Consider the following 13,224-nt stretch of genomic DNA (forward strand, 5'->3'; position numbering starts at 1 on the left):
TAGCCCGCCTCCCCGAAATTTTTGGGTCGTTGCGTTGCGGAGGAATAGTTACGACTCATCGTTTCCTTTGGTCGCCTACCGTCACGTTCCCCTGAGGTCCCGTTGAGTAGGCCCAGACTGGCGACAGAGGGCTGGGTTTACTGCACTACGTCGTCTACCGAAGGCGACTCGTTGCGGGACAGGTTGATGCCGAGGTTCGCCGCGGCGCGTTCGAGGTCCTCGTCGTCGGAGTCGCGCATCTCGATCGCGGCCCCGTCGCTGGAGAGCACCTCGACGTTGAGGCACAGCGACTGCAGCTCCTTGAGCAGCACCTTGAACGACTCCGGGATACCCGGCGCCGGCATGTTCTCGCCCTTGACGATGGCCTCGTAGACCTTCACGCGACCGAGCACGTCGTCGGACTTGATGGTGAGCAGTTCCTGCAGCGTGTACGCCGCGCCGTAGGCCTGCATCGCCCAGCACTCCATCTCACCGAAGCGCTGACCACCGAACTGTGCCTTACCACCGAGCGGCTGCTGCGTGATCATCGAGTACGGACCCGTCGACCGCGCGTGGATCTTGTCGTCCACCATGTGGTGCAACTTCAGGATGTACATGTAACCGACCGAGACCGGGTACGGGAACGGCTCGCCCGAACGGCCGTCGAACAGCGTTGCCTTGCCGTCGGGGCCGACCATGCGGTCGCCGTCACGGTTCGGCTTGGTGCAGGAGAGCAGCCCCATGAGCTCCTCCTCCTTGGCACCGTCGAACACCGGCGTCGCGGTGTTCGTGCCGGGGTCGACGTCCCGCAGCGACTCGGACAGGTTCTGCGCCCAGTCCGGGTTGCCTTCGACCTGCCAGCCCTGCGAGGCCAGCCAGCCGAGGTGCAGTTCGAGGATCTGCCCGATGTTCATCCGTCGCGGCACACCGTGGGTGTTCAGCACGACGTCGACCGGAGTGCCGTCCGGCAGGAACGGCATGTCCTCCGCCGGCAGGATCTTGCCGATGACGCCCTTGTTACCGTGCCGGCCCGCGAGCTTGTCGCCGTCCTGCACCTTGCTCTTCTTGGCCACGTAGACACGGACGAGCTCGTTGACGCCCGGGGGCAGCTCGTCGTCGTCCTCGCGGGAGAACACCCGGATACCGATGACCTTGCCGGTCTCACCGTGCGGCACCTTCAGCGAGGTGTCGCGGACCTCGCGCGCCTTCTCGCCGAAGATCGCACGGAGCAGGCGCTCCTCCGGGGTCAGCTCTGTCTCACCCTTCGGCGTGACCTTGCCGACCAGGATGTCGCCGTCGCGGACCTCGGCACCGATCCGGATGATGCCGCGCTCGTCGAGATCGGCCAGCACGTCCTCGGAGACGTTCGGGATGTCCCTGGTGATCTCCTCGGCACCGAGCTTGGTGTCGCGGGCATCGATCTCGTGCTCCTCGATGTGGATCGAGGTGAGCACGTCGTCCTGGACCAGCCGCTGCGAGATGACGATGGCGTCCTCGTAGTTGTGGCCCTCCCAGGGCATGACCGCGACCAGCAGGTTCTTGCCGAGCGCCATCTCGCCTTCGTCGGTGGACGGGCCGTCCGCGATGACCTGGCCCTTCTCGACGCGGTCGCCTTCGTCCACCACAGGACGGTGGTTGAAGCACGTGCCGGCGTTGGTGCGGCGGAACTTGTACAGGCCGTAGCTCTTCCGCGTGCCGTCGTCGTGCATGATCGTGACCATGTCGGCCGAGAGTTCCTCGACCACACCGGCCTGCTCCGCGACCAGGACGTCACCGGCGTCCACGGCGGCGGTCAGCTCGACACCGGTGCCCACCAACGGCGACTCGTTGCGCAGCAGTGGCACGGCCTGACGCTGCATGTTCGCACCCATCAGGGCGCGGTTGGCGTCGTCGTGCTCGAGGAACGGGATCATGCCGGTGGCGACCGAGACCATCTGCCGGGGCGACACGTCCATGTAGTCGATCTCGAGCGGGTCGATCAGCTCGACCTCGCCGCCCTTCCGGCGACCGAGGACCTTCTCCTCGACGAAGTGGCCGTCGTCGGTCAGCGGCGCGTTGGCCTGCGCCTTGACGTAGCGGTCCTCCTCGTCGGCGGTCAGGTAGTTGACCTGGTCGGTGACCTGGCCCTCGACGACCTTCCGGTACGGCGTCTCGATGAAGCCGAACGGGTTCACGCGTGCGTAGGAACACAGCGAGCCGATCAGACCGATGTTCGGGCCTTCCGGCGTCTCGATCGGGCACATCCGGCCGTAGTGGCTGGGGTGCACGTCGCGGACGTCCATGCCGGCGCGCTCACGGGACAGACCGCCGGGGCCGAGCGCCGAGAGGCGGCGCTTGTGCGTCAGGCCCGACAGCGGGTTGTTCTGGTCCATGAACTGCGACAGCTGGGAGGTTCCGAAGAACTCCTTGATCGCGGCGACGACCGGGCGGATGTTGATCAGGGTCTGCGGCGTGATCGCCTCGACGTCCTGCGTGGTCATCCGCTCGCGGACGACGCGCTCCATGCGGGAGAGACCGACCCGGATCTGGTTCTGGATCAGCTCACCCACGGTGCGCAGTCGGCGGTTACCGAAGTGGTCGATGTCGTCGGTCTCCACCGGGACCTCGACCTCGCCCGGCTTCATCATCTCCTCGCCCGCGTGCAGGCGCACGAGGTACTCGATGGTGGTGACGATGTCCTCTTCGGTCAGCGTGCCGCTGTCGTACGGCAGGCTGAGGCCGAGCTTCTTGTTGATCTTGTAGCGGCCGACCTTGGCGAGGTCGTAGCGCTTGTCCTTGAAGAACAGGTTCTCCAGGAGCGTCTGCGCGCTCTCCTTCGTCGGCGGCTCGCCCGGGCGCAGCTTGCGGTAGATGTCGAGCAGCGCCTCGTCGGTGCCTGCGGTGTGGTCCTTCTCCAGCGTCGCCAGCAGCGTCTCGGAGAACGAGAACCGCTCGCGGATCGCCTCGGTGGTCCAGCCGAGAGCCTTCAGCAGGACGGTGACCGGCTGGCGCCGCTTGCGGTCGATACGCACACCGACGGTGTCGCGCTTGTCGACGTCGAACTCGAGCCACGCCCCCCGGCTCGGGATGATCTTGACGCTGAAGACGTCCTTGTCGGTCGACTTGTCGATCGCCTGGTCGAAGTACACACCCGGCGAGCGGACGAGCTGCGACACCACCACGCGTTCGGTGCCGTTGATGATGAATGTGCCCTTGTCGGTCATCACGGGGAAATCGCCCATGAAGACCGTCTGGCTCTTGATCTCACCGGTGTTGTTGTTGACGAACTCGGCGGTGACGAACAGCGGCGCCGCGTACGTCATGTCCTTGTCCTTGCACTCCTCGACGGAGGCCTTCACCTCGTCGAAGCGCGGGTCGGAGAAGGACAGGGACATCGAACCGGAGAAGTCCTCGATCGGGGAGATCTCGTTGAGGACCTCCTCGAGACCACCGACCGGATTCTCCTCACCCTCGTCAACGGCGCGTTCGTACCACGCCTCCGAGCCGGTGAACCATTCGAACGACCGGATCTGCACGTCCAGTAGGTTGGGAGTACTCAGCGGTTCGCGGATCTTCGCGAACGACACGCGCTTCGGTGCTCCGGGAATTCCGTTTGAGGTGGTCGCAGCAGTGGCCTGGTTCGCGGGAGAGACTGCCAAGATGCGTCCTTCCGGGGACATAGCGGTTGAGCAGACGCGTTAGCAATGAGCAACACGTACTGTCAAGGGTGCGGTGTTGCCGACCATCCTAGCTCCCACAGAGGGACAGCCTGAAAGTGGGCAGCGCAAAGAAGCAGTCTAGCCCCGAAGACGGTCCTTGTCGAGGGGGCACGCCCAACCGGGGCCCAGCCTCGCCCGTTCGCCTTCAGCTCGCCTCCCGCAAGGCTCGCCGTTGCCTGTAAGCGTGAACCCCCGGAGACGCTGAGTCAAGCGCCGACGCGGTGATGCCAACTGTTGGCGCAGTGAGGCATGCTCACACTCCTGCTCGTCACCGTCAGTTCCCGTTACGGCCGGGTGCCTGACCAGGGCTGTAGGTGTCCATGTCCGTCACTTTCCACCTGCCGTCACGCTTCTCCGTCACGAACCACAACGCCGCCCCGCCTGCCGAGGTCTGGTTGTCGGCGGCCCGGGTGGCTGTCTGGTCGATGTACACCATGACCTTGGCCCGGTCGCCGTTCAGCAGCACCACCGCGCTGCGCGTGGCCTTGACGGTCACCACGATCCGCTGCTCCGGCGCGAGCCGCTTCACCTCGCCCATCAGCACGTTGTACTTCTGCCTGACCTCGTCGTTGACCAGCAGGTCGTTCGCGGCGCGCTCGGTCTTGCCGATGTCGTTGTAGTCGATCGAGAACAGCGATTCGGCCGCCGTGCTCATCTCCTGCTTGACCTGTGCGGTCCCGGCGACATCGAGCAGCGCCGTGTTCTGCGTCCGCGCCGATACCTCGCTGTGCTGGAGCTGCAGGACCACCGCCAGGGCAGCGAACAGCACCCCGGTCACCAGCAACGCCGCGACGAGTGAGTACGACGAGCGCCGTGGCGTTTCCGCCTCGGGCCCCGCGGCCTCGGGTTCGGGAGGTACGTCCCCCAAGGCCACCTCGGTTCCGTTCAACACAACCAAAGTGCCCTCGGCGTCCTCGGCGGGTGGTTCCGGCCGCGGGCGTGGTGGGCGCTCCCCCGGGGCGTCGGGCCGGCGCAGTCCGGCCACGCGCGGACGCCGGGACGGTGGCGTCGCCGGTGGAAGGCGTCGGGAAGGTGACACAACTGACTCCGATCCTGCTCGCGCTGCGGTGGGGGTTACTGGCTCGTCGCCGCGACCGGCACGTCGCCGATCTGCGAGACCTTCCAGACCTGCTCACCGTTGTCGTCCACCCTGGTCAGCTGGACCTCGAGACGCAGCGTCTTCGACCCCTGGTCCTCACCCCGTGTCACCTCGGTACGCACCGTGGCGAGCGCGCTGGCTACGCCCTCCCGCTCGTTCAGTTCCTCGACAGCGACGTCCTGCACCGTCGACACCACCTTGGTCCTGGCATCGGTGATCAACTTGCCGTAGGTCTGCTCTGCGCTGCTGATCTGCGCGCGCAGGTCCTCGGTGGCCAGGGACTTCTGCAGGCCGAAGTACCCGTCGAGGTCTTCGTAGTCCACCTCGGTGAACGCCGTGACGGCCTGCCCGGCGACACGCACCACGTCCTCCCTCGACGCGGCCACGCCCGCGTCGCCGTCGGCGCCTGCGACCCACCACAAGATGCCGAACACCGAAGCCGCCACGAAGCCCGCCGCGGCGAACGCGGCACTGCCCAGCACCAGCCAGCGCGGGGGTTCGACCGGCCGCCGCCGCAGACCGCCCTCGGGTTCCTCGTCCGAACTCATAGCGCTCCAGTGGTAGGTGGGACGTGATCTCGGAAGGTCAGCCCGGCAGACCGAGCAGCTGCCCGAGGCTGGTGATGCTCAGGCCGGGACTCCCGGCGACACCGGGAACACCGCGCAGCGACGCCAACTCCTCCTCGTCCCGGTTCGAGTTGGCCTGCACCTGCTGCGCGGTCGGAGCCGTCGGCACGCCGTTGTACGGCGCGTTCTGCGACCCGCGCACGCTGATCGGGCTGCCCGGCGGCTCCGCGCAGTAGGCGTCCTCGTCGGGGGCGCGCGGCGTGGTGTCATCGCCCGGCCGGTACTCCCCCGGCGGCCGGTACCCCTTGGTGCACGAGGGCGGGTTGAACAGGTTCAGCGCCAGCCCCAGGTGCGCGGTCCCGTCGCCGGGCGTCACGGAGAACGCACCGGTCGACACGACCGGGTAGGTCACCAGGGCCTGCTCGAGCCCGTCGAGCCGGGTGACGAACACGTTCGACGTCGTCAGCAGGTTCGCCACCAACGTGCTCAAACCGGGGCCCGTCTCGGCGAGCACCTCGCTGAGCTGCGTGGAGACCTGCGGGGTGATGTCGATCAACCGCCGGATGTCGCCGTCGGACTCCTTCAGCGTCTCCGACAGCGCGGCCAGGTCACGGCTGAACGACCGCATCGATCCGGACAACTCGTTCTGCGTACTGAGCACGACGTTGCCCTGCTCCAGCAGCTGCACCGTCTGCGGCAGGTACTGCTGCGCGACCCTGGTGAACTGCCTGGTCGTGTCCAGTAACACCTGCAGGTCGCCACCGGTGCCGCTGAACGCGTTGTAGGACTCGTCGACGACCGTGCGCAGCGCGTCGGTCGGCACCGAGGTCGCGAGGCTGTCCAGATCGCCGAGCACCTTCTCGGTCGGTATCGGTGTCGCCGTGCGCTCCGCCGGGATGACCGCCCCGTTCTCGAGGAAGGGCCCGTGCTCGGTGACCGGTTGCAGGTCGACGTACTGCTCACCGACGGCCGAGCGGTTGGCGACCACCGCATGCAGGTCCCGTGGCACCCGCGGGGTGTCCGGTTCGATCTCCAGGTCGGCTTCCAGGCCGGTCTGGGTGAGCCGCAGCTGCCCGACCCGGCCGACGTTGTAGCCGCGGTAGGTCACCTCGGCCCCGGTGAAGATGCCGCCGGACTGGTCGAGCTGCAGGTGGACGGTGTAGCCGCCGGTGCCGAACACCTTGCCGACGTCGGTGAAGCGCAGCAGCGTGTACACGATGGCCAGCACGGAGATCACGGCGAAGGCGATCAGCTGGAGCTTGGTCTTCCGTAGGAGCATCAGCCCGCACCCCCGGACAGGATGGAGAAGATCCCCGCAACGCCGGTCGGCTGCGGCTGTGCAGGCTGCCCCGCCTGCGCGGGCGCGCTGTGCTGGGTGCCTGCGGACTCCGCACCCGGCAGCGGCAGCGGCAGCGGTGGCGGGCTCGCCTGCCCGCCCTGCTGCCCGCCGGTGAGCTGCCCGACGATCGGCACGTCCTGCAGCGGGTTCTGCCTGCTGCGGCCCAGGTTGGCCAGCACCTCGCCGAGGTTGAGGTCGATGGTGGCGTAGAGGTTGAAGTAGTCGCCCTTCGCGCCCGCCACCGCCGCGTCGCTGAACGGGTAGGTCAGCAGCAGTTCGAGCGCTCTCGGCAGGTCCGAACCCGCCTCACCGAGCTTGCGCAATGTCGGCAGCAGCGCCTGCAGGTTCGCCACGAGGTCCTCCTGTCCGGCGTTGACGGTTCGCACCGCCACCCCGGAGAGGTCGTCCAGTGCCTGCAGCATCGTGACCAGCTGGCCGCGCTGCTGCTCAAGCACCTGTAGCCCGGGACCGAGGTTGTCGATCGCACCGGCGATCTGGTCCTTCTGCGCGTTGAGGGTGCTGGCGAGCCGGTTGAGCCCGTCCAGCGCGCGGGTGATGTCACCGGACTGCGCGTCCAATGTGGTCACCAGCTCCTCGGCGTTGTTCAGCAGCGCCCGGATGTCGACCTCGTTGCCGGCGAGAGTGTTGTTGAGCTCCTTGGTGATCGTGTTGAGCTGGTCGACACCGCCACCGTTGAGCAGCATCGACAGCGCACCGAGGACCTCCTCGACCTCGACGTTGCGGTTGGTCCGCGCCACCGGGATCAGGTCGCCGTCGGCGAGCCGGGCCTGCGCCGGTGCCTCCGCCGGCGCGGTCAGCTCCACGTACTTCTCCCCGAGCAGGCTCGATTGGCGCAGGTTGGCAATGGCGTTGGCCGGGAGCGCCACGTCGCCGTTGACGAGCACGGTGACCTCGGCGGTCCAGCCGTCCTCGGCGAGGCCGATGTGCTCGACCCTGCCCACCGGCACCTCGTTCACCCGAACCCCCGACTGCGGCACCAGGTCCAGCACGTCGCGGAACTGCACCCGAACCTGGTAGGGGTGGTCGCCGAGGTCGGCGCCGCCCGGCAACGGGACGTCGTAGATACCCGTGAACCCGCACCCCGGCACAGCCAGCAGGGTCGCCGCGCACCCGGCGGCGAGTGTTGTCCTGAGGCGCCTCATCGGCCACCTCCCGAACCGAGCAACTGGTCGACAAGGGGCACCGGCAGCGGGGGCAGCTTCCCCTGGTTCAGCGCGTTGACCGACTGCGCAAGCGACGGCAGCGGCACCAGTCCGTCGAGCAGCGGCGCCACCGACTCGCACAGGTCGCCGAGCGCGTCGAGCGCATCGGGGGTCTGCCCGAGGAAGCCGCAGATCATGGCGATGGGTGGCTGGGTGAGCTCGTTGAGGTTGGCACGCGCGTCGAGCGTTCCGGAGGCGCCGTTGTAGGAGTTGGCCAGGTTGCCCAGCGCGAGCGGTGCGATGTCGAGTGTCTCCGCCAGCGCCGCACGCTGGTCGACGAGCACCCGCGTGACGCTCGCCAGCTTGTCCACATTGGACTTCAGGCGGTCGCGGTTGTTCTCGATGAAGTCACGGACTGCGTACAGCGTCGTCGACAGCTGCCGCACTGTCGCGGCGAGATTGTCCTTCTCCCCCGCCAGGAACGAGCTGACATCGGCCAGCTGGGTCTCGAACTCCCGGACCTGCTGATCGCTCGCCGCGAACGTCGCGGACAGCGAGGCGAGGTTCTCCACGGTCTTGAACAGGTCCTCGGAGTTGCCGGACAGCGTTCCCGCCGCCTGGCTCAGCCTGGTGATCGTGTCGTGGAGCTGCGTGCCGTTGCCGTCGAGGTTGGCCGCGAGCGTGTTGAGCAGATCCGACAGCGAACCGTCGGCGTTGGCACCGTTCGGGCCGAGCGATTCGGACACCTGGTTGAGGCTCTTGGTGAGCTGGTCGATCTCCAGCGGCACCGCGGTGCGGCTCAGTGGGATGATCGCGCCCTCAGGCAGCTGCGGGCCACCCGTATGGGCCGGCGTGAGCTGGACGTACCGATCGGAGACGAGCGCCGGCGCGACGATCACGGCCTGCGCGTCGGCCGGAACGGGCACCGCGCGGTCGTAGGTCAGCTCCACCCTGACCCGCTCGCCCTGTGGCTCGACAGCGGTGACCTCACCGATCTCGACGCCGAGCACCCGCACGCTGTTGCCGACGTAGAGGCCGATCGCGTTGGTGAAGTAGGCCGTGACGTGCTTGCGCCCCGGGTCCTTGAGTGTCCACCACAACCCGCCTGCGATGACGAGCCCCAGCACACACGCGATCGTCACGCCACGCTCGAGGCTCTGGCCGAAGCGGGTGTCCCTCATTTCGCGTTACACCCCTCTTCGTTGAGTGGGCCGACCGAGGGCAGCAGCAGCCCGCAGATGTAGTTGTCGAACCAGCGGCCGTTGCCGATCGTGTTGTTGAAGACCCGGATGAACGGCGCGAACCGGCGGATGCCCTCGGCCAGCGACTCCTGGTTGCGCTGCAGCATGCTGGTGAGCTGGTCGAGCTGGGTGAGTACCGGGTCGAGCTGGTCGTTGTTGTCGTCGATCAGGCCCTGCAGCTGGGTGGTCAGCTCGCGGCTGCCGTTCAGCAGTGCAGTGATGGCCTCCTCGCGGCGGTGCAGCTCGTCCAGCAACAGGTTGCCGTCGGCCAGCAGCGCGGTGAGCTCGGCGTCGCGATCGGCGAGCGTCTGGCTGACCTGCCGGGTGTTGGCGAGCAGGGTGGAGAGCTGCTGGTCGCGCGAGGCGATGGTGTCGGAGAGCTCGGACAGCCCGTTCAGCGCGCCGCGTACGTCGTCGGGCGTGTCGGCGAAGGTCTGCGAGAGTACGTCGAAACTCTCCGCCAGCTGCTCGGTATCGATCGCGTCGACGGTCTGCGAGAGCCCGCGGAACGCTTCGAGCACGTCGTAGGGCGCGACCGTGCGCTCCCGCGGGATGGTGGCGGACGGGTCGAGTGCGGTGTTCCCGACCGGGTCGAGCGCGAGGTACTTCTGTCCCAGCAAGGTCTTGATCTTGATTGCCGCGGTGGTTCGGTCGCCGAGCCAGGCGTCGGAGACCTTGAACGACACCCGCACCACCGCGCCCGCGAGCTCGATGTCGGTGACCTTGCCGACCTTGACCCCGGCGATACGGACCTCGTCGCCCGTCTCCAGGCCGGCGGCCTCGCTGAAGTCCGCGCTGTAGGTGGTGCCACCGCCGATGATCGGCAGGTCGTCGGAGTTCAACGCGGCCAGGGTGCCGAGCAGCATGACCACCAGGCCGACGACGGCGATGGGCAGCGGGTTGCGCTTGCTGAAGCTCGTCATGATGTGCTGCACCGCTGCCTGCCGACGGGCGCGATCGGCACCTCGACCGGTGCACTCATCAGCCCGGGTATCTGCACACTGCCCTCGGCCGAACACAGGAAGAAGTTGAACCAGGAGCCGTAGTCGGCGGTCGAACTGAGCCGGGTGACCTTCTCCGGCAGGAACTGGATGAAGTGCTCCACGATGGGTTCGCTGTCGTTGAGGTTGCCCACCAGCACACCGAGGGCGGCGATGTCCTGCGCGAGCGGTTCCCGCGCCTCGTCGAGCAGACCTGCCGTCGTGGTGGTGAGCTCGCCGAGCGACTCGATGGCCTGCCCGATCGGCTCACGGTCGGCCGCCAGCCCGGAGACCAGCTGCTGCAGCTGCACGATGAGGCTGGACAGCTGCGGCGTGCGCTGGTTGATGGTGGTCAGCACGCTGTTGAGGTTGTCGATCACCTCGCCGATGACCTGGTCCTTCTCGGCGATCGTGGTGGTGAGCGATGCGGTGTGGGCCAGCAGGCTCTCCACGGTGCCGCCCTCGCCCTGCAGGACCTGGATGATCTCGTAGGACAGCGTGTTCACGTCCTCAGGCGACAACGCGCGGAACAACGGTGTGAATCCGTTGAACAGCTCGGTGAGATCCAGCGCGGGTCTGGTGCGCTCGAGCGGGATCGCGCCGCCCGGCACCAGCTCGCCCGCCGGGTCGCCGGTGCCGCGGTCGAGCGAGACGTAGCGCTGGCCCACGAGGTTGCGGAACTTGATCGTGGCGGTGACGCTCGCGGGCAACCGCCGCCCGGCGTCGATGTCGAACGAGACCTCCGCCTGTCTGCGGTCCGCGATCCGCACGTCGGTGACCTGGCCGACGCGCACGCCGGCAATGCGCACGTCGTCGCCGGGCACGAGCATCGCGGCGTCGGTGAACCGGGCCGTGTAGGCGTTCGTGCTGGTCAGGTTCACGTTGGCGATGCTGAGGCCAAGTATCGCCGTGAAAACGATGGTGACCACGGCGAAGATCGTCAGCTTGGTCAGCGGTCCGGCTACCCCTTTCATCGCACCGTCACCTCCGCCCCGCGATACAGCGGACCGACCAGTAACGCACCCCACCCGGGTACGTCGGACGGACTCAGCCCGACCTGCGGACCGATGAGCTGCGACAACAACGCGTACTCCCCCGGGGTGTTGGCCGGGTTGCCGCCACTGGCGCCATTGCCGTTGTAACCACCGGCGTTGGCTGCGTTGGCCGCTGAGTTCAGCCCGTCGTTCTGTGTGCGGGTGGCAGGCGGTGGCGTGCTGCCGTCGCGCACGGGACCGTCCGGCGGGTACTGCGGCACCGGCTCGGCATACTCCTCCACCGCATAGCAGCGTGGCCCGCGCTTGTCGTCGTACTCGGGCTCGTCCTGTCCGGGCAGGTACGGCCCGCGGTTGGTGGTGATCTCGATCGTGGCATGCAGGCCGGGCCTGTCGGTGCCCTTGCCGAACGCCTCGTCGATGCGCGGCAACAGCTCGGCCATCTGCCCGATGAAACACGGGTACTGCGGTGCGTACTTCGCGAGCAGCTCAGCCGTTGGCCGGGCGGTCGCGCCGAGGCTGATGATGTTGGCGGAGTTGGCCGAAAGGAACGACTGCAAATCCGTCGAGGCGGTGGTCAGCGTGCCGTAGAGCAGCTGCAGGTTCTGCTGCTGGTCGACGATCGTGCGGCTGGTGGTGGTGAGGTTGTCCAGTGTCCGCACCAGGTCCGGGGTCACGTCGGAGAGGTTGTCGGAGAACTCCGCCAGCTGGCGCAGGTTCTCCTGCAGCTGCGGCAGGTGCGGGTTCAGGTCGGCGAGGTAGGCACCGAGCTCGGACAGCGTCTCGCCGAGCGGCTCGCCGCGGCCCTCCAGTGCCGTGGCGATCGCGGTGAGCGTGCTCGACAGCTTCTGCGGCTGCACGGCCTGCAGCACGGGCAGCAGATCGGCGAGTGCCGTCTCCAGCTCAATGGCGCTCGAAGTGCGGTCCTGCGGGATCACGTCGCCGTCGCGCAGGCTCTGCGGCGAGGGGTCCGCGGGGATCTCCAGTGACACGTACCGTTCCCCGAACAGCGTCTTCGGCAGGAACCGGGCGGAGACGTTACTCGGCACGAGCGGCGTCTGCTCGGGGTCGAGGTTCAGCGTCAACCGCGCGCCGCTCTCGGTCGCCACGATGTCGGCGACACTGCCGACGATCAGCCCGCGCACCTTCACGTCGGAGTGCTCGGTGAGCTGGTTGCCGATCGTGTCGGCTTCGAGGGTGACCCTGACGAACGTCGAGAAGCTCTTGTTGTACACCGCGATGCTGAGCAGCACCCCGCCCGCGAGGAGCGCGACGAGCAGCAGGCCGAGGAGCCTGCGGCGCAGCGTGACCAGTGCCCCCCTCGTCATCCGGCGATCCTGACTGTCGTATCGGTGCCCCACAGCGCGAAGCCGATGAAGAAGTTGAGCACCGCCACCGTGACGATCGACAGCCGCACGGCGCGGCCGACCGCGACGCCGACGCCGGCCGGGCCGCCGGTCGCGCGGTAGCCGTAGTAGCAGTGGGTCAGGATGATCACCACGCTGAAGATCAGCACCTTGACGAACGAGTAGAACACGTCCTGCGGCGGCAGGAACATGTCGAAGTAGTGGTCATAGGTGCCGGCGGACTGGTCGTAGACGTAGATCACGACCAGTCGCGCGGCGAGGTAGGAGCTGAGCAAACCGATCACGTAGAGCGGAATCACCGCGACGAACCCGGCGATGATCCGCGTGGTCACCAGGTAGGGCAGGCTCGGCACGCCCATCACCTCGAGCGCGTCGATCTCCTCCGAGATCCGCATGGCACCCAGCTGCGCGGTGAACCCTGCGCCGACCGTCGCCGACAGCGCGAGCCCCGCCACCAGCGGCGCGATCTCCCGCGTGTTGAAGAACGACGTGAGGAAGCCGGTGAAGGCGGAGGTGCCGATCGAGTTCAGCGCCGAGAAGCCCTGCAGGCCGACGAGCACGCCGGTGAACAGGGTCAGGCCGACCATCACGCCGACCGTGCCGCCGATGATGGCCAGCGACCCCGACCCGAACGTCACCTCAGCGAGCAGGCGAAGCACTTCCCGGGTGTACCGGCGGATCGTTCGTGGCGCCCAGGCGAGCGCGCGCAGGTAGAACGACATCTGGTCGCCGAGCAAGTCCAGCGTCTCCAGTGGCCGTTTCGCGATCCGCTTCGCGTTCTGCGACATCGATGCCATCTG

General features: G+C 67.6%; 10 protein-coding genes. All 10 read right to left on the bottom strand.

From position 1 onward, the window contains the following. Nucleotides 1-137: 137 nt before the first annotated feature. Complete coding sequence (locus ABZ863_RS00560; protein ID WP_358529196.1) at nucleotides 138-3,617, bottom strand: DNA-directed RNA polymerase subunit beta; 3,480 nt, start codon at nucleotides 3,615-3,617, stop codon at nucleotides 138-140. A 334-nt stretch (nucleotides 3,618-3,951) separates the two neighbouring features. Then, entirely contained in the window at nucleotides 3,952-4,662 is a 711-nt protein-coding gene (locus tag ABZ863_RS00565) for a hypothetical protein (protein ID WP_358529199.1), read from the bottom strand. An 89-nt stretch (nucleotides 4,663-4,751) separates the two neighbouring features. After that, complete coding sequence (locus ABZ863_RS00570; RefSeq protein WP_358529202.1) at nucleotides 4,752-5,324, bottom strand: hypothetical protein; 573 nt, start codon at nucleotides 5,322-5,324, stop codon at nucleotides 4,752-4,754. A gap of 37 nt (nucleotides 5,325-5,361) precedes the next feature. Next, nucleotides 5,362-6,621 carry an MlaD family protein gene (locus ABZ863_RS00575; protein ID WP_358529205.1) on the bottom strand — a complete coding sequence of 420 codons (1,260 nt, stop codon included), beginning with the start codon at nucleotides 6,619-6,621 and terminating at the stop codon, nucleotides 5,362-5,364. Continuing rightward, the gene (locus ABZ863_RS00580) at nucleotides 6,621-7,844 is read right to left on the bottom strand and encodes an MCE family protein (RefSeq protein ID WP_358529208.1); all 1,224 of its coding nucleotides are present in this window, start codon (nucleotides 7,842-7,844) and stop codon (nucleotides 6,621-6,623) included. The genes ABZ863_RS00575 and ABZ863_RS00580 overlap by 1 nt, the downstream gene beginning before the upstream one ends. Next, on the bottom strand, nucleotides 7,841-9,025 hold the full coding sequence (locus ABZ863_RS00585; RefSeq protein WP_358529211.1) for an MCE family protein: 1,185 nt from the start codon (nucleotides 9,023-9,025) through the stop codon (nucleotides 7,841-7,843). The genes ABZ863_RS00580 and ABZ863_RS00585 overlap by 4 nt, the downstream gene beginning before the upstream one ends. Then, a complete protein-coding gene (locus ABZ863_RS00590) occupies nucleotides 9,022-10,008 on the bottom strand; it encodes an MCE family protein (protein ID WP_358529213.1) in 987 nt (328 codons plus the stop codon). The genes ABZ863_RS00585 and ABZ863_RS00590 overlap by 4 nt, the downstream gene beginning before the upstream one ends. Further along, nucleotides 10,005-11,039, bottom strand: a complete 1,035-nt coding sequence (locus ABZ863_RS00595; protein WP_358529216.1) for an MCE family protein — start codon at nucleotides 11,037-11,039, stop codon at nucleotides 10,005-10,007. The genes ABZ863_RS00590 and ABZ863_RS00595 overlap by 4 nt, the downstream gene beginning before the upstream one ends. Further along, the gene (locus ABZ863_RS00600; RefSeq protein ID WP_358529219.1) at nucleotides 11,036-12,385 is read right to left on the bottom strand and encodes an MCE family protein; all 1,350 of its coding nucleotides are present in this window, start codon (nucleotides 12,383-12,385) and stop codon (nucleotides 11,036-11,038) included. The genes ABZ863_RS00595 and ABZ863_RS00600 overlap by 4 nt, the downstream gene beginning before the upstream one ends. Further along, the gene (locus ABZ863_RS00605) at nucleotides 12,382-13,221 is read right to left on the bottom strand and encodes an ABC transporter permease (protein ID WP_358529222.1); all 840 of its coding nucleotides are present in this window, start codon (nucleotides 13,219-13,221) and stop codon (nucleotides 12,382-12,384) included. The genes ABZ863_RS00600 and ABZ863_RS00605 overlap by 4 nt, the downstream gene beginning before the upstream one ends. Nucleotides 13,222-13,224: the final 3 nt, after the last annotated feature.

The sequence above is a fragment of the Saccharomonospora sp. NPDC046836 genome (genome assembly GCF_040645195.1).
Classification (GTDB): domain Bacteria; phylum Actinomycetota; class Actinomycetes; order Mycobacteriales; family Pseudonocardiaceae; genus Prauserella_A.